Origin of the sequence: Frateuria hangzhouensis (assembly GCF_026410505.1) — a bacterium.
Lineage (GTDB): Bacteria > Pseudomonadota > Gammaproteobacteria > Xanthomonadales > Rhodanobacteraceae > Frateuria_A > Frateuria_A hangzhouensis.
Genome location: NZ_JAPMIU010000008.1, coordinates 152,067 through 176,239, shown reverse-complemented (window position 1 = coordinate 176,239; position 24,173 = coordinate 152,067). Strand labels below are relative to the sequence as shown.

General features: G+C 66.1%; 26 protein-coding genes. 18 read left to right on the top strand and 8 right to left on the bottom strand.

Translation table 11 applies throughout. From position 1 onward, the window contains the following. The first annotated feature begins 9 nt into the window (after positions 1-9). From OSC30_RS10810 to OSC30_RS10795, 4 genes are read left to right on the top strand one after another with little or no spacing between them, the layout of a single operon-like run. Positions 10-1,815 carry a copper resistance system multicopper oxidase gene (locus OSC30_RS10810; protein WP_267171853.1) on the top strand — a complete coding sequence of 602 codons (1,806 nt, stop codon included), beginning with the start codon at positions 10-12 and terminating at the stop codon, positions 1,813-1,815. Continuing rightward, on the top strand, positions 1,812-2,942 hold the full coding sequence (locus tag OSC30_RS10805; RefSeq protein WP_267171852.1) for a copper resistance protein B: 1,131 nt from the start codon (positions 1,812-1,814) through the stop codon (positions 2,940-2,942). Before OSC30_RS10810 ends, OSC30_RS10805 begins: the two co-directional genes overlap by 4 nt. A gap of 13 nt (positions 2,943-2,955) precedes the next feature. Next, positions 2,956-4,056, top strand: a complete 1,101-nt coding sequence (locus tag OSC30_RS10800; RefSeq protein WP_267171851.1) for a c-type cytochrome — start codon at positions 2,956-2,958, stop codon at positions 4,054-4,056. Then, positions 4,056-4,499, top strand: coding sequence for a DUF411 domain-containing protein (locus OSC30_RS10795; RefSeq protein WP_267171850.1), 444 nt, complete (start codon positions 4,056-4,058; stop codon positions 4,497-4,499). The genes OSC30_RS10800 and OSC30_RS10795 overlap by 1 nt, the downstream gene beginning before the upstream one ends. Before the next feature lie 10 nt (positions 4,500-4,509). Here OSC30_RS10795 and OSC30_RS10790 read toward each other — a convergent pair whose 3' ends face one another. After that, positions 4,510-5,994: a DUF6035 family protein gene (locus OSC30_RS10790; protein WP_267171849.1), complete on the bottom strand. Its 1,485-nt coding sequence runs from the start codon at positions 5,992-5,994 to the stop codon at positions 4,510-4,512. Between the two features lie 95 nt (positions 5,995-6,089). Between OSC30_RS10790 and OSC30_RS10785 the strand changes: the two genes are divergently transcribed. Both OSC30_RS10785 and OSC30_RS10780 read left to right on the top strand, forming a co-directional pair. After that, entirely contained in the window at positions 6,090-6,401 is a 312-nt protein-coding gene (locus tag OSC30_RS10785; RefSeq protein ID WP_267171848.1) for a hypothetical protein, read from the top strand. Next, positions 6,358-6,765 carry a hypothetical protein gene (locus tag OSC30_RS10780; RefSeq protein WP_267171847.1) on the top strand — a complete coding sequence of 136 codons (408 nt, stop codon included), beginning with the start codon at positions 6,358-6,360 and terminating at the stop codon, positions 6,763-6,765. The genes OSC30_RS10785 and OSC30_RS10780 overlap by 44 nt, the downstream gene beginning before the upstream one ends. A gap of 118 nt (positions 6,766-6,883) precedes the next feature. Here the strand turns inward: OSC30_RS10780 and OSC30_RS10775 are convergent, their stop codons facing one another. The 3 genes from OSC30_RS10775 to OSC30_RS10765 form a co-directional block, all read right to left on the bottom strand. Continuing rightward, positions 6,884-7,702: a hypothetical protein gene (locus OSC30_RS10775; protein WP_267171846.1), complete on the bottom strand. Its 819-nt coding sequence runs from the start codon at positions 7,700-7,702 to the stop codon at positions 6,884-6,886. A 153-nt stretch (positions 7,703-7,855) separates the two neighbouring features. Then, complete coding sequence (locus tag OSC30_RS10770) at positions 7,856-10,414, bottom strand: NAD-dependent epimerase/dehydratase family protein (protein WP_267171845.1); 2,559 nt, start codon at positions 10,412-10,414, stop codon at positions 7,856-7,858. Between the two features lie 228 nt (positions 10,415-10,642). After that, positions 10,643-10,882: a hypothetical protein gene (locus tag OSC30_RS10765; protein ID WP_267171844.1), complete on the bottom strand. Its 240-nt coding sequence runs from the start codon at positions 10,880-10,882 to the stop codon at positions 10,643-10,645. A gap of 158 nt (positions 10,883-11,040) precedes the next feature. On the opposite strand from OSC30_RS10765, the gene OSC30_RS10760 reads away from it, so the two are divergent. The 4 genes from OSC30_RS10760 to OSC30_RS10745 are packed head-to-tail and all read left to right on the top strand — an operon-like array spanning position 11,041 to position 17,125. Beyond that, entirely contained in the window at positions 11,041-12,315 is a 1,275-nt protein-coding gene (locus OSC30_RS10760) for a TolC family protein (RefSeq protein ID WP_267171843.1), read from the top strand. Next, positions 12,312-13,610 (top strand): efflux RND transporter periplasmic adaptor subunit, encoded by a 1,299-nt coding sequence (locus OSC30_RS10755; protein ID WP_267171842.1) that lies wholly within the window; start codon positions 12,312-12,314, stop codon positions 13,608-13,610. Before OSC30_RS10760 ends, OSC30_RS10755 begins: the two co-directional genes overlap by 4 nt. Further along, positions 13,607-16,777 (top strand): efflux RND transporter permease subunit, encoded by a 3,171-nt coding sequence (locus tag OSC30_RS10750; RefSeq protein WP_267171841.1) that lies wholly within the window; start codon positions 13,607-13,609, stop codon positions 16,775-16,777. Before OSC30_RS10755 ends, OSC30_RS10750 begins: the two co-directional genes overlap by 4 nt. A gap of 3 nt (positions 16,778-16,780) precedes the next feature. Further along, positions 16,781-17,125, top strand: a complete 345-nt coding sequence (locus OSC30_RS10745; protein WP_267171840.1) for a copper-binding protein — start codon at positions 16,781-16,783, stop codon at positions 17,123-17,125. Positions 17,126-17,388: 263 nt separating this feature from the next. Here OSC30_RS10745 and merR read toward each other — a convergent pair whose 3' ends face one another. Beyond that, positions 17,389-17,793 carry a mercury resistance transcriptional regulator MerR gene (gene merR / locus OSC30_RS10740; protein ID WP_267171839.1) on the bottom strand — a complete coding sequence of 135 codons (405 nt, stop codon included), beginning with the start codon at positions 17,791-17,793 and terminating at the stop codon, positions 17,389-17,391. A gap of 69 nt (positions 17,794-17,862) precedes the next feature. Between merR and merT the strand changes: the two genes are divergently transcribed. From merT to OSC30_RS10725, 3 genes are read left to right on the top strand one after another with little or no spacing between them, the layout of a single operon-like run. Beyond that, positions 17,863-18,213: a mercuric ion transporter MerT gene (merT, locus tag OSC30_RS10735; protein WP_267171838.1), complete on the top strand. Its 351-nt coding sequence runs from the start codon at positions 17,863-17,865 to the stop codon at positions 18,211-18,213. Between the two features lie 10 nt (positions 18,214-18,223). Beyond that, the gene (gene merP, locus OSC30_RS10730) at positions 18,224-18,520 is read left to right on the top strand and encodes a mercury resistance system periplasmic binding protein MerP (RefSeq protein WP_267171837.1); all 297 of its coding nucleotides are present in this window, start codon (positions 18,224-18,226) and stop codon (positions 18,518-18,520) included. Further along, positions 18,510-18,725 carry a GDCCVxC domain-containing (seleno)protein gene (locus tag OSC30_RS10725; protein WP_267171836.1) on the top strand — a complete coding sequence of 72 codons (216 nt, stop codon included), beginning with the start codon at positions 18,510-18,512 and terminating at the stop codon, positions 18,723-18,725. Before merP ends, OSC30_RS10725 begins: the two co-directional genes overlap by 11 nt. Before the next feature lie 101 nt (positions 18,726-18,826). Here OSC30_RS10725 and OSC30_RS10720 read toward each other — a convergent pair whose 3' ends face one another. Further along, positions 18,827-19,462 carry a class I SAM-dependent methyltransferase gene (locus tag OSC30_RS10720; RefSeq protein WP_267171835.1) on the bottom strand — a complete coding sequence of 212 codons (636 nt, stop codon included), beginning with the start codon at positions 19,460-19,462 and terminating at the stop codon, positions 18,827-18,829. 24 nt (positions 19,463-19,486) lie between these two features. Between OSC30_RS10720 and OSC30_RS10715 the strand changes: the two genes are divergently transcribed. From OSC30_RS10715 to OSC30_RS10705, 3 genes are all read left to right on the top strand, one after another. After that, positions 19,487-19,852 carry a hypothetical protein gene (locus tag OSC30_RS10715; protein WP_267171834.1) on the top strand — a complete coding sequence of 122 codons (366 nt, stop codon included), beginning with the start codon at positions 19,487-19,489 and terminating at the stop codon, positions 19,850-19,852. 41 nt (positions 19,853-19,893) lie between these two features. Then, positions 19,894-20,022, top strand: a complete 129-nt coding sequence (locus tag OSC30_RS10710; protein WP_267171833.1) for a hypothetical protein — start codon at positions 19,894-19,896, stop codon at positions 20,020-20,022. A 79-nt stretch (positions 20,023-20,101) separates the two neighbouring features. Further along, positions 20,102-21,445 carry an MFS transporter gene (locus OSC30_RS10705; RefSeq protein ID WP_425474742.1) on the top strand — a complete coding sequence of 448 codons (1,344 nt, stop codon included), beginning with the start codon at positions 20,102-20,104 and terminating at the stop codon, positions 21,443-21,445. 88 nt (positions 21,446-21,533) lie between these two features. On the opposite strand, the gene dmeF is transcribed toward OSC30_RS10705, so the two are convergent. Beyond that, a complete protein-coding gene (gene dmeF, locus OSC30_RS10700; RefSeq protein WP_267171832.1) occupies positions 21,534-22,478 on the bottom strand; it encodes a CDF family Co(II)/Ni(II) efflux transporter DmeF in 945 nt (314 codons plus the stop codon). Between the two features lie 65 nt (positions 22,479-22,543). Between dmeF and OSC30_RS10695 the strand changes: the two genes are divergently transcribed. Further along, positions 22,544-22,804: a metal/formaldehyde-sensitive transcriptional repressor gene (locus OSC30_RS10695; RefSeq protein WP_425474741.1), complete on the top strand. Its 261-nt coding sequence runs from the start codon at positions 22,544-22,546 to the stop codon at positions 22,802-22,804. 165 nt (positions 22,805-22,969) lie between these two features. Here the strand turns inward: OSC30_RS10695 and arsH are convergent, their stop codons facing one another. Further along, positions 22,970-23,788 carry an arsenical resistance protein ArsH gene (gene arsH, locus OSC30_RS10690; RefSeq protein ID WP_267171867.1) on the bottom strand — a complete coding sequence of 273 codons (819 nt, stop codon included), beginning with the start codon at positions 23,786-23,788 and terminating at the stop codon, positions 22,970-22,972. Between the two features lie 54 nt (positions 23,789-23,842). Here arsH and OSC30_RS10685 point away from each other — a divergent pair, with 54 nt between their 5' ends. Continuing rightward, positions 23,843-24,160 (top strand): ArsR/SmtB family transcription factor, encoded by a 318-nt coding sequence (locus OSC30_RS10685; protein WP_267171830.1) that lies wholly within the window; start codon positions 23,843-23,845, stop codon positions 24,158-24,160. Positions 24,161-24,173 lie beyond the last annotated feature (13 nt).

Here is a 24,173-nt window from a genome sequence, read left to right as displayed (position 1 = left end):
AGAGTCTCCATGAAGCTGTTTCCCCCATCTCCCGCGGATCTGTCGCGACGACGTTTCGTGCAGGGCGTGGCCTTGGGCAGTGCAGCCGCAGGCCTGGGTCTGCTGCGCCCAGGGAACGCCTGGGCGCAGCCGGCCCACCCCGGCCAGCTTCCCGTACTCAGCGGCACCGATTTCCATCTCGATATCGCCGAAGTCCCGGTCAACTACACGGGCGTGGTGCGCCCCGCCACCACCGTCAACGGCAGCCTGCCCGGTCCGATCCTGCGCTGGAAGGAAGGCACCAGCGTGACCTTGCGCGTGAGCAACCGCCTGCGCGTGCCCACCTCGATCCACTGGCACGGCATCCTGCTGCCGTTCCAGATGGACGGCGTGCCCGGCATCGCCTTCGATGGCATTGCGCCCGGCGAGACGTTCGTCTACCGCTTCGAGGTGCGTCAGTCGGGCACCTACTGGTACCACTCGCACTCGCGCTTCCAGGAGCAGACGGGCGTGTTTGGTCCGCTGGTGATCGAGCCGGCCGGCCGTGAGCGCTACCCCACCGATCGCGACTACGTGGTGATGCTCAACGACTGGACCGATGAGGATCCCGAGCGCATCTACGCCAAGCTCAAGAAGCAGAGCGACTACTTCAACTTCCACCAGCCCACGGCACCGGACTTCGTCCGCGACGTGCGCGAGCAGGGCCTCAGCCAGGCACTGGCGATGCGCAAGATGTGGAACGAGATGCGGATGAACCCTACCGACCTCTCCGACGTGGGCGGTTCTACCTATACCTACCTGATGAACGGCGCCGCGCCGGCGGGCAACTGGACGGGCCTGTTCAAGCCGGGCGAAAAAGTCCGCCTGCGCTTCATCAACGGTTCGGCCTCTACCTTGTTCGATGTACGCATTCCCGGCCTGAAGATGACGGTGATCTCGGCCGACGGGCAGGATGTGGCGCCAGTGCCGGTGGATGAGTTCCGCATCTCGGTCGCCGAAACCTACGACGTCATCGTCGAGCCGCAGGACAATCGCGCCTACACGGTGTTCGCCCAGTCGATCGACCGCACCGGTTACGCCCGCGGCACGCTGGCGCCGCGGCCAGGCATGGAGGCCGCAGTTCCGACGATGGACCCACGCGTCTGGCTCAGCATGAAGGACATGATGGGCGCGATGCCGATGGGCGGCATGGGCCACGGGGCCAACCACGGTGGTATGTCCGGCATGGATATGGATGGCATGCAGGGCATGGAGCATGGCGCGATGCCCGGCATGCCGATGCCGGGCATGCAGAACCTGACGTCCGGTGGCATGCCCATGGTCCACCACGCGCGTACCGAATACGGTCCGGGTGTGGACATGCATGTCGACATGCCGCGGACCAACCTCGACGATCCGGGCATCTGTCTGCGCGACAACGGCCGACGCGTGCTCACCTACGCCGATCTGCACTCACTCGACGGTCCCATCGAGTCGCGCGAACCCGAACGCGAGATTGAGTTGCACCTGACCGGCAACATGGAGCGTTTCATGTGGTCCTTCGACGGACAGAAGTTCTCTGAGGCCAAGCCGGTGCACTTCAACTTCGGCGAGCGGCTGCGCATCGTGCTGGTCAACGACACGATGATGAATCATCCGATCCATCTGCACGGCATGTTCAGCGAACTGGAAGACCCAAACGGCCAGTTCCTGGCGCGCAAACACACCATCAACGTGCAGCCGGCGCAGCGCATCACCTACCGCGTGAGTGCGGACAACCCCGGACGGTGGGCCTACCACTGCCACCTGCTCTACCACATGGAAGCGGGCATGTTCCGCGAGGTGGTGGTGTCATGAGCCGGCGCCCTTCCCTTTCCCTCAAGCACTTGGCACTGGTCATTGTGCTCGGCCCCTGGATGGCATTGATCGCACCGGCCCAGGATGCCCCGGCACCGGCGAGCAGCGGGTCGCCTGCCAGCATGGGTTCCATGACCGGCATGGATATGGGCAGCATGCCTAGCACGGCGATGCCTGCTCCTGCGGCGACCGTTCCACCATCGGAATCTCCTGCCACGATGGCGAGCCCAACCCCAGACGGGACAATGCACGGCACGCACGGGATGGACCACGGGTCCATGCAGAGCATGGGTCACGGCTCGATGTCAGGCATGGACCACGGGTCGATGCAAGCCATGAATCATGGTTCGATACAAAACATGGATCACGGCTCCATGCAGGCCATGACGATGGGCCCGATGCAGGGCGGCAGCCCGCCACCCGATGCCCGTGACCCGGACTACTCCGCCGGTGTCGGGTATGGTCCTCATGCGGGCATGCATACGGCGATGGATGACAACGCCAGTTTCAGCAAGCTACTGATCGACCAGCTTGAGGCCTACCATGGCAAGGACGGCAACGGCCAGCAATGGGACATCGAAGGCTACTACGGCAACGACTACGACAAGCTCTGGCTGCGCTCTGAGGGGGAACGCAGTGGCGACACGCTGCAGGATGCCAGTCTCGAAGCGCTTTGGAACCACACGGTTGCCACCTTCTGGAGCACCCAGCTTGGCGTGCGCGCCGATGGCGGCGAAGGCCCCCATCGGCAGTGGGCAGCCTTCGGCATCCAGGGCCTGGCCCCTTATTGGTTCGAGCTGGAGGCCACCGGCTATATCGGGCCATCTGGCCGCACCGCCGCCCGCTTCCGTGCCGAGTACGAACTGCTCTTCACCCAGCGGTTGATCCTGCAGCCGGAGTTCGAGGCGAACGCCTACGGCAGCTCTGACCGCGCGCGAGGACTGGGCAGCGGCCTGTCCGACACTTCCCTGGGATTACGCTTGCGCTACGAGTTCCATCGACAGTTCGCTCCGTATGTCGGCGTGGTCTGGACACGACGGTGGGGTGGCACAGCCGACTTTGCCCGCGATGCGGGACAGGGTCGATTCGACCGGCAATGGGTGGCCGGCGTACGCATCTGGTTTTGATTGGGGGTCGACCATGAAACAACACGTCAAGCACTACAGCATCGCGGTCGTGGTGCTGCTCGCCATCCTGATCGCCGGCGGTGCGGTTTTCATCTACTCGGGCTTCTACAACATCGCCGCCGACGACCACCACACCAAGCCGGTCTACGCGATCATGCAGACACTTCGTGAGCGCTCGATCCATGCGCGCTCGGGAGGCGTCACCCTGCCGAACCTGGAGGACCCGCAGCTGATCCTCAAGGGCGCTGGCCAGTACGCGGCGATGTGCACCGATTGCCACCTCAAACCCGGCATGAGCGATTCCGAAATCCGTCCCGGCCTTTACCCGCAGCCGCCCAACCTCTCGCAGGTGCGGGTCGATCCCAAGGACGCCTTCTGGGTCATCAAGCACGGCATCAAGATGAGCGCCATGCCGGCCTGGGGCATCAGCCACGACGACCCGACGATCTGGAGCATGGTCGCCTTCCTGCAGAAGCTGCCGGACCTGACGCCGCTGCAGTACCGGGACATGGTCGCCAAGGCACCGCCGGATGAGGACATGGACATGGGTGGCGAAGAAAGCGGCCACCATCATCATGGGGCGGAAGCCGAGGCGCATCACCAGGGCGGGGCCGGCAGCATGGCCGACGGCACCGCGCTGCAGAACACGCACGCGCATGCCGACGACAGGGACCATGACCATGCCGCGCAGGCAAGCGACGGGATGCCGCTGGCGTTCGACGGCCTTACCCCACGCGCCACGCCGGATGCCGAAGCGGCAGCCCAGGCCTTCCACGGCGCCCTGCAGCACGGCGACCGCACGATAGCGCTCGCCATGCTGGCGCCGGAGGCGACGGTCAGCGAAGACGGGCAAACGCAAACGCGCGAAGACTACGCCGCCCATCACCTGGGCGAGGATCTCGCGTTCCTGAAAAGCGCCACTGTGACCCCGGTGTGGATGGGCTCCAAGTCCATGGGCGATACCGCCATGGTCGGCAGTGAACAGCGCATCGTCACCCGCCGCCAAAGCAAGCCGGTCACGCTGCGTAGCAAGGAAAAGCTCACGCTCAGGAAATTTGGATCGGCCTGGAAGATCACGTCAGTGCAGTGGCAATCCGAGGAGGCGCCCCAGTGATGAACCAGCGCATGTTGGGTGGCCTCGTGCTTGGCTGGTGCCTCATCACGCTTCCCGCGTTCGCCGCGCAAACGATCGATGTCTACCGTGACCCGTCCTGTGGTTGCTGCGAAGCGTGGGTCGCATACCTACGGGCGCATGGCTTTGCCCCGATCGTCCATGAAGATACCGCCATGCCTACCGTGAAGGCGCGCCTGGGTGTGCCCAAACAGGCGGCCTCCTGTCATACGGCTTCGGTGGATGGTTACGTAATCGAGGGCCACGTGCCGGTCGAGGATATCCAGCGGCTCCTTGCGAACCGTCCTCGCGCTCGAGGACTGGCCGCGCCAGGCATGCCGATCGGCTCGCCCGGCATGGAGATGGGAACGCCGCAGCGTTACGACGTCGTGTTGATCGCGGCTGACGGAAGCATCAGGCACTTCGCCACCCACGGGCCGAGCTGAGGGCGCAGCCTCATGGATGGGCAGACGCGCCCGTGCCGGACAAGTCACGCTGCCCAACCGCGAGACCGGCCGGATCGCTCAGCAGATCTGCTCCTGCCTTGGGGAACAGGAACACCAGCAGATCATCGAAGCGGCGATCCGGCGCAAACGCCGGATCGCCGCTTTTCCAGGCCCGCTGGTAGGTGTCCCGCCGCGTCCGCCACTTTTGCATGTCACCGTACGCGCGCATCTGCGGGGCGCGACGGTAGTGCTTCATCATCACGCTGAAGGCCCACAACGCTTCCTTGTGCCGGTCGTACAGGCTGTTTGCCAACGAGATGAAGTTGCCCAGATTGCAGGCGACCACTTCTCCGCGTTTAGCCGAGTAGGCCGCCATCAGCAGATAGAAGGGTCCGCTCGTGCGGTAGATCTCATCCGGCAACTGGAAGCCCCTGAGCTTGAATTTGTCCCGGAGTATCCGCCAACGGCGCTTGTTCTTGTCCCGGTCTTTCGGGAATGCCGCGAACAATGCTTCCAGTTCATCCCTGAGCGCCCGATCCCGTGCCTCCGCCTGCGCCAATTGCTTCTGCTTGGCAAGCCGCTGGGCCATCTCACACGCGTCCTTCCACTTTCGCTGCAGACCGTCGATGGCTGCGTCGTAGTGGAAAAAGTAGGTCCTGGGGACGCCGTCGGCGCTTACGTCGAAGTGCAACTGGTCGAAGAACACAGTCTGCCGCCTGACCTCGTCGACGGCGTGGCCGCCCAGGTCGACGGGCTCGCACCACACGCACTCAAGGGCAAAGCGCCTGTGCTCCCTCGAAAGGGCGACGGTCTCCCGGTTGACGCAGAAACCGTTCCGGTTGTTCGAGTAGAAGATGTCGTCCTCGGACAACTTGAAGTGTTCGAGCTCAAGATCACGGAACAGCCACAACAGACGCCCTTGATTGCGCTCGTAGAAGTGCATCCGCTCGGTGATCACGTGGAGGAAGGTTGTCGACAGCTGCGCTTCGAATGCAATGCGCTCAGTGCGCCACAGGCTCTGCACATCGGGCTGGCGCCAGCGTATTCCAGCGACGTCCTTCCAATGCTTCTCCTGGTTGATTTCGGAGAACGCCGGATCAGCCTGCATGCTCTCGACCAGCCATGCTTTGACCTGCTTGTGGGCCTCACCCTCCTTGCAGTGGGCGAACTTCCTCGCGCAGATCGCCGCCGCGCTCAGCCCTTGTATCCCGGTGCAAAGGCTGCTCCGGTCACGGTGCTTGAAGTAAAAGCGCTGGACGCTCTTGTGCGTGATCGGATGGGAGGCCAACGTCATGGCCTCTTCGCATCTGGGGCATACGTAACGCAGCTCCCCGCTGTTCAGCTTGAGCTTGAGCGCCACCCGCTTTTTTTCGATGACCGATCCGTAGTCGCCAACCCCCATGTAGTCGGTCAAGCTGATCCAGGTTCCCGCGTCCCGATCCAGGACGTGCTCGTGGGTGCGGTCGTGGGCCGGTTCGAAATGGTGGGCAGCCATGGCGCGGGTTCCTTTTTCTCCAGTGTGCCCGGCACCATTCTCAGGGCTTGCGACAAAGCTGGAAGCGCTTCCTGCCGGACGGATGGAGATGGCACATGACGTGGATAGTTGAGCTAAGTGGTGATCAACACGGCCTGCAGAAGCTGGACCAGAGCTTCCCTGGGCAGGTGCCCCTGGTCCTTGCAGACGGCCGGTATCGACTCGATCCAGCACTCTTCGCGAAGCTTGATGACCACGCTGCGGTCAGGGCCATCGCACAGCAGGAGGTCGACTATCTCAATGGCTATGTGCGGCTCTTCCTCACCGGATGCCAGCCACTCGCGTTTGGCCCTGTCAGCCTGGAGCAAGCAGGCCAAGCCGAAAATGCACTTTGCTTCGATCAAGGACGGATTGAAGCTCTCCGCTGAGATCGTTGCGATCAGGCTGGGCGAGGACGAGGCCGTCGTAATGGCCACTCGTCGCGGCCCCGGACCTTCGGCCTGGCGAGCGCTGGTGCAGCGCGAGGCAGTGGTCGAAGACGTGTTCAAGTACATGCAAGGGCCGCTCGATGACTGGAGCAACTTGGGCCGGATCATCGAAGCAATCGAACATGACCTTGGTGGTCGTGACAGCCTGGTTGCGCTTGGATGGGTGGATGCACAGGCGATCAAGACCTTTCGCGCCACCGCCAACAACCCAAAGGTGGCTGGGGCAACCGCAGGCATGGCGCACGCAAGTTTGCCGCTCCAAACGCACCCATGGAGATCCACGAGGCGCGCAACCTGGTGGTGACCATCGCACGCAAGTGGATCACCGCAAAGGTCGCCGCGCCGCGGGACTCGGGTTGACAGCAGGACTCGACCACGTGTGACCTTCGGCGCTCGCCGCGCCTGCATTTTTGAAGCCGCTGCTACCGGACCGATGGCGCCTGCGGTCTCCTCGACACGGAGGTTCCGATAGTTGCCACCCTGTCGTCCCGAGCCACCGCCAGGCGCAATGGATGGACGCAGGCCGGTGCCTCTGCAAGGGGCGATCGCATGGACCACTGCAGCCAGGCGGCTGCGCAGGCGATACCACCGAACGTCAACGGACCGCCGGGCCAGGAATGGGCGTGGACAACGTTCATCACGCAACCGGAAGCTGCCAGCAGCAGGAGTGGAGCCCACGGACGGCCTGCTCGCCAGAGAGAGACGGCGGCGCTGATCGTGGCTACCGACAAGGACACGCGGCCTGCGATAGCCAGTATCGGGCTGTCCGTGCCACCCAGGATGGGATGGGTCCAGATCGCTTCGATGGCCTCACGCCAAGCCATCGGCGTACCCGAGGTGTGTGCAATCTGCACCAGGCTGCCGACCACGATGCCGGCCGCGGTGTCGAACACCACGAAGCTCATGGCAAACACGAACAAGGCCAGGCGGCATAGCGCCGCGGCTGGATCCGGGCGAGCGCGCACCAGCCTGGCGATGGCGAGTGCGGACAAGGCAAACAGCGGCACCTGGATGTAGTGGACGGTGAGCCAGGTGCGCACGTCCAAAGCCATGAGGTCATCCGGGTGAGGATGGAACATCTCCAGGATCGCCAGCAGGGCCGGCGCGCAAGCGACCGCCACAACGTTCCACAGAGGCGCCCATCTCTCTGGGATGAGCTGCGCCTCTTGCTGTTGGGAAGGTCCGCCGGTGGCGCCGCGAAAGGTCCGCCCGAGCGCCGCGCGATACGTCAGAAAAGCCATGGGCCTTGGTCGATCCCTTGGTTGTCGATGAGGCGCGATGCACGGATCGCGCGAGCCGCCAGTCAAACGCAGCTGCGGTCGAGGTGGCGTTAAAGAGCTTGACGGTGGTGTCGGCTCGCAGGCAACGCACGCAGCGCTTCGCTGCGCACGGGGCTAGAGGATGTACCGATCCCAGCCGGCATAGTGCTCCTGACTACGCGGACCGCGGGGCAGGCTGAGCGCGATCAAGGCCACACCCAGCGCCAGGCTGACCACGGTCGCCACGGCCGAATGGCCGGTGAGCACCCACGGCGCGATGAAGAGCCACGCACCGAGCGCGACGTTCACCAAGCGTAGGGCGCGGGCCACCTCGGCGGTCGCAATGATCGCCACCGTGATGGTCAAGGAGCCGATCAGGTGATCGCTGTTGGCCATGGCGCCGGACGACTCCAGCGCCAACCGGGTGAACATGAGGAACGCGCCGATCGCCATGCTCGCGACCAGCGTCCACGGCAGGCTCAGGCCGCGCCGCGTGTCCTGCCAGAAGGTGGTCGGATCGATCAGATGGTCGGCGGACGTCTCCTCCCCCGCCGTCACCGCGCCGCCGCGGAAGAAGACCGCCAGCAACGGCTTGCCTTGCCGGTACGCCCGGAGCAGGTACTGCCCCATGGCGATCACTTCGTCCAGCGCGAACGGGATCATGACCACCATCGCCAGTGCGGCGACGAGGGCCGGCGTGCTCCAGGTACCAATGACGATCGGCTGGATGATGATGAAGTAGATGCTCACCACGCCCAGCGGGATCACCAGGATGCCGAAGAAGGTGACCATCCACGGCATGGTGCGCCAGCGTGCCCGCGTGCCCATGACCGCCATCAGGATTTCCAGCATGTAGCTGACCGCACCGAGGCCGGCGTCGGGGATCGGCCAGGCTTTGGAGACGCTGGAAGTAATGATTTCCTCCGTGCCGTTGCGCGCGTCGAGCGGGTTGCCCGCGAAGAACGGCTCCCACACCGAATCGACGTGGCCGAGCTGGTAGGCCGCCAGCATGCGCGAGATCAGCAGGCCGATGAGGGCCAGGGCGGCGATCGGCAAGCGCTGCGCGCCGGTGGAGGGGCAGTAGGTCCAGCCCGGTGGCACGACCTTGGTATCCATCATCCCTTCCATGCTCATGCCCGGCATCATGACGACCAGGACGGAAAAGGCGATCGCCAGCGCGCCTACCAACAGGTCGTTCTGGAACTGCGCGGCGCTCGGGCTCCACAGCGCCAACGGCGCGAACAGCAACCAGACACCGATGAATGCGGCCATCCACTGGCCAAACCAGGCCGTGCGGCGGGAGAGGGACAGGCCACCGGCGATCACCAGCAGCACGCCGCTGGCCACGTCGCTGAACGTCAACGCGGCGGCGCGCCACTCGACCGGTGGCAGCTGCCGCTCCAGCGTGACTTCATAGACCCGGCGAGTAATCGTGGCGGGAGTCGTGAAGCCGGTGACCCACGAGGTGGTCATCAACCAGAAGCCGAGCCCGATGTTGGCCAAGTGCGGCCAACGGGTCGGCGCCCCGTCGTGGTCCATGGCGTGATGATCGGGTTGCGATGTTCCCTGCGCCTGTTTCGACCCGTGGCGCGAGCTGCCGCCATGGCTCGCTTCGCGCCCCGGGCTGCGCCAGGCCACCCGCGCTGCATCGAGCTGGTTGGCTTTGTACCAACCGGTCGGATCGTCCTGCAGCGACCGCACCATCGTGGGCAGGGTGTCGCGCAAGCTGTACGCGGGCTGCCAGCCCAGCACATCCTTGGCACGATGCGTATCGAGCAGGTAGTGGTCGTTGGCCTGCTCGACCATCCACGGCTGGATGAACTCGCGATCCCCCAGCACATTGGTCTCCAGCCAAGCGCCGATCTCGGCGGCCGCCTCCGGCACGCGCACGGTCTTCCAGGCATGTCCCCGCAGGGACTCGCCGATGATGTTCTGGATCTCGGCATAGCCCAGGGCTTCGGCCTCGCCGATCAGTACCGGCCACTCCGGCGGCAGTTGCTCGCGGCAAGCAATGACCCGTGCGAAGGCCTCGGCCAGATCCGCCACGTGCACAAACGCCTGCCCCGCGCAAAGCATGCCGGGGTAGACGTGGGACAGGACGCCACCCTCGTAGATGCGCGCGATCTGCTGGACCGGGAACGGCGAATGGCCCATGTCGTCATACACGCCGGCGATGCGCATCAGAACGAGCGGGATCGCGCCGTGGCGCGCACGAAGTACCGCCTCGGCGTCCAACTTGGACTGCGGGTAGGGCCACGTCGCGCCCAGCGGTGAGTCCTCGCTGATCGGCTCGTTCGGGCCTTGCCTGGGTTCGTAGACGAGCATGGTGCTGGCATAGACCAACTGCGCCACCTCGAACCCATCCAGCGCGTCGATCAGCCGCCGCGTGCCCTCGACCGTGATGCGCGCATAGAGCGGATTCGGTTCGCCGCTCAGGTCGTAGTAGCCGGCCAGGTGAACCACTGAGGCGATCTGCCGGCCCACTCGCTCGGCTACCTCCGCCATGGCCTGCTGGATCGAGGCGGCATCGCCCAGGTCACAGGCGATCCGTTCGATAGGCGCACCATGCTCATCGAACCCGGGGCGATCCAGGCCCACCAGCATGTAGTCCGGCGCAAGGCGCCGCACCAGGGTGCTTCCAATGAAGCCTGAAGACCCCGTGATCAGCACCACGGGTTTGCGGGCATCGGGCATGGATGGCTCCGGGCAATCGGATTCCCCAATCGCATGCTCCTCCAGCTGCCGTCGGATGCCGGTGAGCACGTCGTGAACGCGGCAGCGAACCGTGGACCCGGGTCCATGCCGCGGCGCGGTGTACCATCGCCGCATGCGTCCCACGCACCGCCTCCGTTCCCGCACCCGCCGCCGGCTGACCTGGCTGGCGGTCGTGCTGCTTACGTGGCACCAGCTCGCATTGGCCGCTTACGCCTGCGCGATGACTCCGACCGCTCCGCCCATGGCGATGGCCTCGGCCGCTGGCATGGCGATGTCGGGGACCTGTGCCTCGATGGGCCAGGGGCCGGAGCACCAAGGCGCGCTGTGCCAGGCGCACTGCCATCCGGATCGTGCGACCCAGCCGGACGCACGCACGGGGTCGGTGCCGCCCAGCGCGCTGGCCGCCCTGCCCGTGTACTGGCCCGAGCCGGCGCTCATCGTCGCCATGCCGAGCCGTGTGCCGGAGCGGTTCGTCCGGCTTCGAGCTCCACCGCCACCCACTACGTTGTTGTACTGCTCACTCCTGATCTAGGCCGGCGCGCGCCACTGCGTGCGCCCTCGTGCCGCCGCGCACGAGGTCCCTCGATCACCGGGAGTGTTCTTCCATGCTCTGCTTACCTTCTGCCCGACGCGGCTTGGCGTCGGGCCTGGCTGTTGTCCTTGCGTGGGTGACGGTCACCGCCGCCTATGCCGCCGAAGCGCCTGTTTCACTCGAACAGGCCGTTCGCCAGGGCGTCACGCAAGCTCCCTTGCTTTCAGCGCGTGACGCCGATATCGAAGCGGCCCGCGACGAGGCCATGCGTGCCGGCCGGCTGCCCGATCCCTCGTTGACGTTCGGCATCTCCAATTACCCGGTCACCGGGCCGGGCGCCTTCAGCGTGGATTCGGACACGATGACCATGCGCACGGTCGGCGTGACGCAGACGATTCCGTCGCACGCGGCGCGCGAGGCCGACCGCCGCTTCGCCGATGCGCAGATCACGGCGGCCACGGCTGATCGCGCGGCCACCACACAGAACGTGCGCGAGCAGATCGCCGATGCCTGGATCGAACTGTGGGCAGTGCAACGCAAGCGCGACTTGCTCATCGCCTTGCGCGACGAGAGCGGCCTGGCCGTCAAGCTGACCCAGGCGCGCCTGCGCGGCGGCGAAGGCAGCGCCTCCGACGCGTTGGCCGCGCGCGCCGAGGCCGCGTCGTTGGACAATCGCCTGGATGGTGTCAAGGCCGAGCTGTCCGCCGCGCAGGCCGGTCTGCAGCGCTGGCTTGGCGAACCCGTGACAACCCTTGGCGAGGCACCGGACTTCGGCCGCCTGCCGGTCGCGCCGGCACTACTGGAACAGGCGATCGATCGCCAAGCGCCCATGCAAGCCTGGCAAGCCCGCGAGGCACTCGCCGAGGCGGCACTGACCCAAGCGCGCGCTGCCAAGCATCCGGACTGGAGTGTGAGCGCCAGCTATGGCCGTCGTGCTTCCGGCCTGTCCGACATGGTGATGCTGGAAGTGGGCGTGAGCCTGCCCCTGTTCACCCGCAACCGGCAAGACCGCGGCATCAGCGCAAAACAGGCGCAACGCGATGCGGTGCAGGCCGCCCATGAGGACGCCCGCCGCGCCCAGCGCGAGGCCGTGGCGCGCGCGGTGGCGGCCTGGCAGGGCTGGGGCGATCAGCTCCAGCGCTACCGCGACACCTTGCTGCCGCTGGATCACGACCGCGCGAAGACAGCGCTGGCCGGCTACCGCGGCGGTGGCGACCTGCAGCCGTGGTTGGACGCACGGCGCGACGAGATCGAACGCCGGCTGGCCTACGCCGACGCGCTGGCCGCCCATGCGCGGCTGTGGGCGGCGCTTGCCTACCTGTTGCCCAGCACGGAGGATGCCCCATGAAACGGCTTTTGATCGCACTGCTGATCGCGGTGCTGGGCCTGATGTTGCTCATCGCCGGCTACGTCGTGGGCCGCCGCCAGGCGCCCGCATCCCCCGCTTCGACGAACACGGGCAAGACCGACGCCGGCGGCCGCAAAGTCCTCTACTGGTACGACACGATGGTGCCGCAGCAGCACTTCGACCATCCGGGCCTGTCGCCGATGGGCATGCAGATGGTGCCCAAGTACGCCGACGAGGCGGCGGGCAACCCGGCGGGCGTGGTGAAGATCAACCCGGCCACCGTGCAGAACCTGGGCGTGCGCACCGCGCCGGTCGAGCGGCGCCTGCTCCGCGCCGCGGTGCAGGTGCCCGGCACGGTGACCTGGAACCTGCGCGAGGCAACCACGATCAGCGCCCGGGTCGATGCCGTGATCACCAAGCTCGACGTGCGCGCGCCCTACACCACCGTCACTGCCGGCGAGCCGCTGGCCGAACTGCTGGCGCCGCAATGGAACAGCGCGCTGGCCGAATACCGCGCCTTGCAGCAGGCGCAATCGGCCGATGCAAAGGCACTGCGCGCCGCGGCGCGCGAACGGCTGCGGGTGCTGGGCCTGACCGATGCGGACATCCGGGCCGCCCACCCGGGCGGCAACACGGCCATCACCCTGCATGCGCCGCAAGCCGGCGTGGTCACCACGCTGGACGTGCGCGAGGGCCAACGCGTGGCCGCCGGACAGACCCTGATGACGCTCAACAGCCTGGCGACCGTGTGGGTGGAAGCGGCGCTGCCGCAAGGGACGGCCGGCGCGGTGCCGGCCGGCACACCGGTGACGGTCACCGTCGACGCGGTACCCGGCCGCACGTTCCACGGCAAGGTCGAGACGCTGCTGCCCGACATCGACAATGCCACCCGCACGCAAAAGGCGCGCATCGTCATCGACAACCCCGACGGCGTCCTGAGCCCGGGCATGTTCGCGTCCGTGCAGCTCGCGCCTTCGCGGGACCAGGCGGTGCCGGTGGTGCCCGACGAGGCCGTGATTGCCACGGGCACCCACACCCGAGTGATCCTCGCTGAAGGCGAAGGCCGCTTCCGCGCCGTGCCGGTACGCACCGGCCGTTCGGCCGGCGGCTACACGCAGGTGCTCGACGGCCTCAAGGGCGGCGAGCAGGTCGTCACCTCCGGCCAGTTCCTGATCGACTCGGAGGCAAGTCTGTCCGGCGCGCTGGAGCGCCTGGATACTCCGGCCCATCCGGCGCCGGCATCCAGCGCGCGCTCGATGCCGGGGATGCCCATGCGCCCCGGGGACCAGCCATGATCGCCGCCCTGATCCGCGCGGCCATCGCGCACCGCGTGATGGTGCTGCTGGCGGCACTCGCGTTGGCGCTGGCCGGCGTGTTCGCGGCGCTGCACACGCCCATCGATGCGCTGCCGGATCTGTCCGACACCCAGGTGATCATTCGCACCTCCTGGCCGGGCCAGTCGCCGCAGGTGGTCGAGGATCAGGTCACCTACCCGCTGGCGACCACCATGCTCTCGGTGCCCGGCGCGAAGACCGTGCGCGGCTATTCGTTCTTCGGCGACTCCTACGTCTACGTGCTGTTCGACGACCACACCGACCTGTATTGGGCGCGCTCGCGTGTGCTCGAATACCTGAGCCAGGTGCGCGCCAGCCTGCCGGCGGACGTGAGCCCCGCGCTCGGCCCGGACGCGACGGGCCTGGGTTGGATCTACGAGTACGCGCTGGTCGACCGCACCGGCAAGCACGACCTCGGCCAGCTGCGCGCCTTGCAGGACTGGTTCCTGCGCTTCCAGTTGAAGACCGTGCCGGACGTGGCCGAGGTGGCGAGCCTGGGCGGCATGGAGCGCGCCTGGCAGATCGTGCCCGACCCGCAGGCGCTGGCCGCGCGCGGCATCACCGTGCAGCAACTCGTCGATGCGGTGAAGGCCACCAACGGTGCCAACGGGGGTTCGGTGATCGAGCAGGGCGAGGCTGAACTCATGGTGCGCAGTCAGGGGTACCTGCGCAGCAAGGCCGACTTCGAGAACGTACCCGTCACCGCCACTGGCAGCGGCGTACCCGTGCTGTTGCGTGACGTCGCCACCGTGCGCCGTGGCCCCACCTTCCGTCGCGGCATCACGGAGCTGGACGGCCAGGGCGAAGTCGCCGGCGGCGTGATCGTGTTGCGGACGGGCAAGAACGCCAAGGCCGCCATCGCCGCGGTGAAAGCGAAGCTCACCGAGCTCAAACGCAGCCTGCCCGCCGGGGTCGAGATCGTGCCGACCTACGACCGCTCCCGGCTCATCGATGCGGCGGTCGAGAACGTCTGGGGCAAGCTGCTGGAAGAATTCCTCGTCGTCGCGTTGGTCTGTGCGCTGTTCCTGGGCCACCTGCGCTCCTCCCTGGTGGCGGTGATCACGCTGCCGCTGGGCGTGCTGGCGGCTTTCATCGTGATGGACCTGCAAGGCGTAACCGCCAACCTGATGTCGCTGGCCGGCATCGCGATCGCCATCGGCGCGATGGTCGATGCGGCCATCGTGATGATCGAGAACACCCACAAGCACCTGGAACACTGGCGGGAGAATCACGGCGACGAGCCACAGGGCGCGCAGCGCTGGTCGCTGATCGCCCAAGCCAGCGCCGAAGTCGGCCCGGCCTTGTTCGTGAGCCTGCTCATCATCGCGCTCTCGTTCGTGCCGGTGTTCGCGCTGCAGGGCCAGGAAGGCAAGCTGTTCTCGCCGCTGGCCTTCACCAAGACCTATGCGATGGCAGCGGCCGCCGGCCTAGCCGTGACGCTGGTGCCCGTGTTGATGGGCTATCTGGTACGCGGGCGCATCCGCAGCGAGATGGAGAACCCCCTCAACCGGTGGCTGATGCGTGGCTACCGGCCGGTCATCGATGCGGTGCTGCGCTGGCCCAAGACGACCCTGGCGCTCGCCGGCCTGCTGCTGCTGAGCGCCGTGATACCGATGGGCCGCCTGGGCAGCGAGTTCATGCCGCCGATGGACGAAGGCACCCTGCTGTACATGCCTACCGCCCTGCCCGGCCTCTCCGCCGGCAAGGCCAGCCAGTTGCTGCAGCTCACCGACCGCATGATCAAGACGGTACCGGAGGTCGCGCATGTCTTCGGCAAGGCCGGCCGCGCGGAGACGGCGACCGACCCGGCGCCGCTGGAGATGTTCGAGACCACCATCACGTTCAAGCCGAAGGACCAATGGCGGCCCGGCATGACGATGGCCAAGATCAAGGACGAGCTCAATAAGGCGGTGAAGGTGCCCGGCCTCACCAACCTGTTTGTGCCGCCGATCCGCAACCGCATCGACATGCTATCCACCGGCATCAAGAGCCCGATCGGCATCAAGGTGCTCGGTACCGACCTCAAGACCTTGCAGGACGTGGCCGACCGCATCGAGACGCTGGCCAAAGGCTTGCCCGGGGTCAGCTCGGCCATCGCTGAGCGACCCACCAGCGGCCGCTACGTCGACGTGCACGTGCGGCCGATCGATGCGGCGCGCTACGGTCTCACGCAGGCACGCGTCCAGCAGCTGGTGGCCACCGTGGTTGGCGGCGACCCGATCGGGCAGACCATCGAAGGCCGCGAGCGCTACCCCATCGTGGTGCGTTATCCGCGTACCGAACGCGATTCGGTCGGCGCCCTGCGGCAGTTACCCCTCGTCGCCCCCGATGGCGCTCAGCTGACCTTGAGCCAGGTGGCCGACATCACGCTGGCGGCCGGGCCGTCCATGCTCAAGAGCGAGGATGGCCAACTGGCGACCTACGTGTACGTCGATACCGATGGCAGCGATCTGGGCACCGTCGTCGGCCGCCTGCAACATGCAGTCGCGCAGCAGATCGAGCTGCCGCCGGGCGTCACCGTGGCCTGGTCGGGCCAGTTCGAGTTCCTCGCCAGCGCCATGCAGCGGCTCAAGCTGGTGGTGCCGATTGCGCTGGTGATCATCTTCGGATTGATTTACGCCGTGTTCCGGCGTGCGAGCGAGGCGGCGCTGATCATGCTCAGCGTGCCGCTGGCGCTGGTCGGCGGGCTGTGGCTGATCTGGCTGCTTGGCCACGCGGTGTCGGTGGCGACCATCATCGGCTTCATCGCGCTGGCCGGCGTGGCCGCCGAATTCGGCGTGGTGATGCTGCTCTACCTGCGCCAGGCCTGGGATCGCCGGCTCGCGCTCGATCCGCAGGCCGGGCCCGCGGCCTTGGACGAGGCCATCCGCGAGGGCGCCGTGCAGCGCGTGCGGCCCAAGGCCATGACGGTGGCCGTGATCCTCGCCGGCCTGTTTCCGATCCTGCTCGGCCATGGCGCCGGCTCCGAGGTCATGCAACGCATCGCCGCGCCGATGATCGGCGGCATGCTCACCGCGCCGCTGCTGTCGATGGTGGTGCTGCCGGCCGCCTTCCACCTGCTGGTGCTGCGCCGCCTGCGCAAGGCGCAGCGCCCTTCCACCGCTTCACCCAACCCGCAAGGAGACTGACCCATGAAGACGAAAGTACCGGCCCTTTGCCTGATCGGCACGCTCGCAGTCGCGCCGGCCTTCGCCGGTCCGCTGCAGATGGACCCCAACATGCCGGGCATGCAGCACACTGCCAAGCCGACCGAGGCACAAGCAGTAGGCGTCATCAAAGGCATCGACCTCAAGCAGGGCACCATCACCTTGCAGCACCAGGCGATCCCGGCGATCGGCTGGCCCGCCATGACCATGCCTTTCCACGCCACACCCGAGGTGCTCAAGCAGGCCAAGGTAGGCGAGAAGGTGCAGTTCACGCTTCGCCCGGATGGCATGAACAGCGTGGTCACTGCGCTCAAGAGCACGCAATCCTGACGGCAACATGTCTCGCCTGCGACAGCGGCGGACGCATCACCGTGCCGAGCTTGCACGGGCGTACCCCTCGATCAGCCGCGCACAAGGAGAGTCCAGACGCTCAGCCACAAACGGATGGGGTTTGGCGGCCTGGACCCACGGCGGTGGACTCCTACGTACCGATGGCATGAGTACGCTCCAAGCTCGCGCATGTGTTGCAGCGCCTGCGCATCAGCTTGTTGTTTGCCCGGTGGCGGGCGTCCGTCTGCTCGCGCCAAGCCACCTCAAACCGCCACATCCGCCTCCAGCGAGGCCATCATGGGACATTGCACCTTGCCGCGGTTGCGGTGGCACTGCTGGACAAGCCCGGCGAGCGCCTGCTCTACCCGGCGCAGCTGGTCGATGCGTTCGCGCACCATCGCCAGCTTTTTGGCACCGATGCGTTCGGCATCACGGCAATGCCGCCCGTCATCCAATGCGAGCAGGTCGGCGACTTCATCCAGACTGAAGCCCAGCACCTGCGCATGCTTGATGAATCGCAAACGGCGCGCGTGCGTTTCGTCGTAGCGGCGAATACCGCCTGGCGGTTTGGACGGCTCGGCCACCAGCCCACGGCGCTGGTAGTAGCGGATTGTCTCGACGTGGACATCCGTCGCCTTGGCAAGGAGGCCGATGGTGAAGCTCGTCATGGTTGACCCCGTAGTCGACTACGGAAGTAAGGTTACGCCGTGAAACCTTCAAACGACACCGGTTCGGTCATGGCCCAGCGCACCAGCGAAAAGAGCACCCTGGCGATCGGTGGCTTGGCGGCCATTCTGGCGTCGGCCTGCTGCCTGGGGCCGCTTGTCCTGGTGAGCATCGGGCTGAGTGGCGCCTGGATCGGCCAGTTGACCCGGCTCGAACCGTTGCGGCCGTTGTTCCTGACGGTATCCCTTGTCGCGCTGGTGCTTGCCTACCGCCGCATCCATCGCCCTATGGCGGCCTGCCGGCCGGGCGAGGTCTGTGCGGTGCCTGCGGTGCGCCGGGCCTACAAGCTGGTGTTCTGGAGCGTGGCGGTTTTGGTATTGATCGCCTTCGCCTTTCCCTACGTTGCCCCATGGTTCTATTGAGGAGCCCCGCATGAAAACCCTGCCTGCCATCGCTTTTGTCCTCGCTTGCGCCGTCTCGAGCGTGAGCCTGGCGTCCACGCGGCAAGTCACCCTGGCCGTACCGGGGATGACCTGCCCGACCTGTCCCCTCACCATCACGAAAGCGCTGCAGAAGATCGACGGGGTCGGCAACGTGGCGGTGGACCTGGCCAGGAAAACCGTCACCGTCAGCTACGAGGACACCAAGGCGCGTCCGGATCAACTGGCCAAGGCCACGGGCGAGGCGGGTTACCCTTCCACGATCCAGGCGATGCCTCATGGCGGCTGACATGACGCTGCAGAGCACGTTGACGTGCCCCCAGTGCGGCCATCAGGCGACCGAGACCATGCCAACCGATGCCTGCCAGTTCTTCTACGACTGCACCGGGTGTGGCGAATTGTTGCGACCGAAACCTGGCGATTGCTGCGTGTTCTGTTCCTACGGCACCGTGCCCTGCCCGCCCATCCAGCAGCAGAAGACCTGCTGCGGATAGTGCCGTACCTGACTCAGGCAGCAGGTCGGCCACGGCCGATCGGGGCTTGACCTCTCCGCAGCGGCCGGATGCAATGACCAAGCACTACGGTCGCTACCTCACTACCGCGCCTGCGCTCCGTCAGACCGGCGCTGGAACAAGGCATGGAGGAACTGCTGGCTCGTGCCCGAGGGTGTCGCGTGCATCGCCAGCTCACTATCCAGCAGCGCCCAATCGCTGCCGAGTACGCGCGCTAGTCCGTCGGCGTCGTAGCGCATCGCGTCGAGCCCGCTGCATTTCATCGGACCTTCGGGGCCAAACGTCGCCATAGCCGCATAGCCGCCCGGTCGGATCGCGTGATTGAGCTGGGCGACGTAGCGCGCTTGTTGCTTCGGCTGGATCAGGAAGTGGAAGACGGCGCGGTCGTGCCATAGCTGATAGCGCGCCGCCGGTAGAGGCGCGTCGAGCAGATCCGCGGCCAGCCAGGTCGCGCTATGGGCCCGTTCCCCGAGGCGCCGGCGGGCGACGTCCAGCGCCTGTGCGGAAATATCCAGCACGCTGAGGTCGCGATAGCCCGCCGAAAGCAGGTCATCGACCAGGGTGGACGCGCCGCCGCCGACATCGAGGATGGCGGTGCCGCGATCGGGTGCGACCCGCTCAATGACCCGCAGCGAATGATCCAGATGCGGGCGGTACCAGCTGACCGCGTCCGATGCCTTGTTGCCATAGACCGTTTCCCAGTGCTGCTGGCGATTCATGGAGGCTCCTCAGTACCTTGACCGATGGCCGTTGTTGCGCCGAAAGCGCAAATGGCGCGAAGAAATAGCGGCGACTTCTGGAGCGGAGGAACCCATGCTCCCGATGGTGCCGCGGTGAAGATTACGCCGACGATCAAGGAAGCTGTTGCAAACCGCGTCAGCCGGCAGACGATTAGCAGCGAGCCACAGACGATCTCGGCGACACTGACGAAGGGCCTGGCACACGCGGCGCGCGCGTGCCGTCGGCCTCAGCCTGTCGATGCGGTGACCGTCGCATTGGATCGCGAACGACGGATCATCGAAGCGGCCTATACCGATGCCACCAGCATCTCACGCGCTGGCAAGCGGCAGAAGACAGCGCCCGCAACGCACGCGATACGGCGCAGCTGACCCAGCGTGCCTATGCGCTCGGCGAGGCGGATGTGCAGACCATGCTGCTGGCGCGACGCCAGTCGCTGGACGCTGCGCAGGCAGCGCTTGACGCGCGCGTGACCGCATTGCATGCGTACTATCGGCTGCAGATCGACGCGCACGGCATCTGGAAACTTGCCCACGAGTAGGTATGCGAACGCCGGGAGGTTTCCGCCCGGCCGGCCTTCCACCGCGTGCGTAGCGCTTGCCCGTGATACGGAGCCCGCCATGTTGTTCGAAGTCCTTACCGATCGGGTCTACCGGCATCTGTTCGCTGCCCAGGCCACGTCGCTGGTCGGCACCGGCCTGATGACCGTGGCGCTGGGCCTGCTGGCCTACGACCTGGCGGGCGAGCGCGCCTCCGTAGTGCTGGGCACTGCACTGGGCATCAAGATGGTGGTGTACGTGCTGGTTTCTCCGCTGGCCACGGCGTATGCCGCGCGCTGGCCGCGCAAGCCCTTCCTGGTCAGCATGGACCTGGCCCGCGCCGCGCTGGCGCTGTGCCTGCCGTGGGTCACTGCCACTTGGCAGATTTATGTCCTGGTCGCGGTGCTGCAGACCTGCTCGGCGGCCTTTACGCCCACTTTCCAGGCGACCATTCCGGACGTGTTGATCGACGAGGCGCAATACACCCGCGCGCTCTCGCTGTCACGGCTCGCGTACGACCTCGAGAACCTGCTCAGCCCGCTGCTCGCGGCGCTACTGCTGGGCATCGTCAGTTTCCGCGCCCTGTTCGGCTTCACTTTGCTGGGCTTCGTCAGCTCCGCGGTACTGGTTTGGACCATCGCACTTCCACAGCGGCTGGCGCCGCCCAGTGCCCGGCCGCGGGTACTGGCTGGCCTGCGCCGGTATCTGGCGACGCCACGGCTGCGCGGCATGCTCGGCCTCAGCCTGGCCGAGGCGGCCGCAGGCTCCTTGGTGATCGTCAACACCGTGGTGTACGTGCGCGATTGGCTGGGCGGCAACAATCGGGACGTGGCGCTGACCACCGCGGTATTCGGCGGGTTTTCAATGATCGCCGCGCTGGCCCTGCCACGCTTGCTCAAGCGCTGGCCCGACCGCGCCGTGATGCTCGGCGGAGCGATGTTGGCAGGACTGGGGCTTGCCCTCTTTGCGGCGCTTGCGTCGGTCGTGTCGCCGGACCAGCGGCAATGGTTGATCGCCGTGGCATGGGCATTGATCGGCGCCGGTTACGCGGCCATCCTCACGCCCGGAGGCCGCCTCTTGAAACGCTCCGCCAATGCGCAGGACCGCCCCGCCCTGTTCGCCGCCCAGTTCTCCCTGTCCCACGCCTGCTGGCTGCTCATGTATCCACTGGCCGGCTGGCTCGGAACCTTGCCATCGCCAGCTTGGGGCGCAGCCCCGATGGCGGCGGTCGTCGTCCTAGCCATTTCCGTGAGCTGGTTGCTCTGGCCACGCAGCGATCCTGAAACCATTGCACACCGACATGACGAGCTTCCTCCGGATCACCCCCACCTGATGTCCGCCGGCAATCGGGCAGGGAGCCCCCATGCCCATCCGTATGTCATTGACGACATGCACCCGCGGTGGCCCGCGGGAAGCCGACACTGAGCTACCCGCAGCAAGAGATCCGAACCGCCGTGCTCCTACGTCACCAGGGAGACCGTCCATCCGCCTTTCATGACGGTGGCAGGGAAGCCTAAGCAGCGGTCGGCTTTGCGACCTCGACCGTGACATGTACGAGCTCTTCGTGGATGGCGAGCGCTTCACGCACTGCGGCAGGGGCGAGCTCCGATCGGCTCACGAGCGCCAGGATGCACGAATAGCGCCCCTTCCCCACCCGCCAGACATGCAGGTCGCTGATCGCTGCCTGGGGAAAACGCTCGGCCACCACGTCGCGGATTTCCTCCACCACCGGGCTGTCCATCTCGGCATCGAGCAAGACCTTGCCCGACTGCTTCAGCAACCCATAGGCCCAGTTGGCGACCAGGCAGGCGCCGGCGATGCCCATGACCGGATCGAGCCAGTTCCAGCCGAAGTACTTGCCGCCAGCCAGCGCCACAATGGCCATTACTGAGGTCGCGGCATCCGCGAGCACATGCACATAGGCCGAGCGCAGGTTGATGTCATGGTGGTGATCGGCGTGATCGTGTCCGTGTTCGTGCCCATGACCGTGATCATGGCTGTGGTGCCCGTCCTTCAGCAGCCAGGCACATAGCAGGTTGACGGCCAGGCCGATGGCGGCGATGACCATGGCGTCGATGTAGTGGATGGGCACCGGCGAGAACAGGCGTTCTACCGATTGGAAGAGCATCAACGCCGCCACGACGCCCAGCAGCAGTGCGCTGCTGTAGCCGCCCAGCACCTCGATCTTCCACGTGCCAAACGCGAACCGCCGATCCTTCGCCAGCCGCCGGGCAAGAGCATAGGCGCCCACCGACAGGCCAAGCGCCAGCGCATGCGAGCTCATGTGCCAGCCGTCGGCCAGCAAGGCCATCGAGTTGAGAAGATAGCCGCCCGTGATCTCGACCACCATCATCACGGCCGTGATGACCACTGCGCGCAGTGTGTTCTTCTCCGCCAGCGGGTTGCCCTCGTTGAACTGGTGGGCATGCACGTAGGCGGATGCGTCGGGCTGGCTCATAGGCGTCGCTCAGGTAGGATAGCCCCCTAGGGTATACGACCAGAGGCAGCCGATCCATGTCCCACATGTCCACCGACAACAAGAAGCTCGTCGCGCGCGTGCGCCGGATCGGCGGCCAGGTTGCCGCCCTGGAACGTAGCCTCGAAGCGCAGGCCGAATGCGGCGCGATCCTCCATCAGGTGGCCGCCGTGCGCGGCGCAATCCAGGGGTTGATGCTGCAAGTGCTCGAAGGCCACCTGCAGGAGCACGTGGCCACCGGCTCCGCCTCCAAACGCCAAGCGGAGCTTGAGCCCGTGCTGGCCGTGCTCAGGAGCTACCTGAAATAGGCAAATTGCTTATGTGCGGGGCCTCTGAACCCAGCGCCGACCAGGCACGGAGGCCGGCGCAAAGCCAGCCCGCCGCTGTTCCTGGCCTGTCATCTATTTCCCGCAATGGCCGGCTTGCGCGGCATCACCGGCAGGGTTTTCAAGATCGAACACCGACAGCCTCCGTCATGCGCAGGCCCCGGCCGCGCTGCAACAGGCCGTACGCGCAGGTGCTGGACGCGGCGTCGAGGTAGCCTCGGCGCTTGCCGCGGGCACGACGGAGCCTTCAGCGCCTCCGGCGGCTTGCGCAAGCATTGCAGCTGCCGCTGCACCCTTGCGCTCGCTGTAACGGCTTGCCAGGTAGTCCGACCGATCACGGACCATCAGGGTGAACTTGAACAGCTCCTCCATGACGTCGACCACCCGGTCGTAGAACGAGGAGGGCTTCATGCGGCCGTGCTCGTCGAACTCTTGCCATGCCTTGGCGACAGAGGACTGGTTGGGGATGGTCACCATGCGCATCCAACGGCCGAGCACGCGCAGGGTGTTGACGACGTTGAACGACTGCGAGCCGCCGCATACCTGCATCACGGCCAGGGTCCGGCCCTGCGTCGGACGAACGCTGCCATCTTCCAGCGGCAACCAGTCGATCTGGTTCTTGAATACCCCGGTGATGGTGCCGTGCCGTTCGGGGCTCACCCAGACCTGCCCCTCGGACCACTGGGACAATGCGCGCAGTTCCTGCACTTTCGGGTGGGTGGCCGGCACACTATCCAGCATCGGCAGGTCGTGCGGGTCGAACACCCGGGTTTCGGCACCAAACTGCTTGAGGATGCGTTCGGCCTCCAGCGCCAGCTTCCGGCTGAAGGACTGCGGCCGCAGGGAGCCGTAGAGGATCAGGATGCGCGGTGGATGGTCGGCGCCGGACGGAAGATCAAGCTTGTCCAGGGTCGGGTAATCCAGGGCTTCGGCCTGGACGTGAGGAAGAAGATCCTTGAGCGTCATGGCAAACACGCGTTCCGATTTGCTTTCGTTCAACAATTCTATCATTATTGAAATATGGAAACAAAGACCGCCGTTCGCGCACTGGCCGGCCTGGCGCAAGACAACCGGCTGGGCATCTTTCGCTACCTGGTCACGCGTGGCCCGGAGGGTGCCGTGGTGGGTGAGATCAGCGAGCACACCGGGCTGAGCGGGTCCAACCTGTCATTCCATCTGAAGGGTCTGGTGCAAGCAGGTTTGGCGGAATCCTTCGCTGAAGGACGCTACATCCGCTATCGCGCGAATTTTCCCGCCATGCGGGAGCTGATCGATTACCTAACGGAGCACTGCTGCGAGGGGCAGCCCGAGCAATGCCGACCGCCCAAATGCTTCTGATCCATTTCACGAC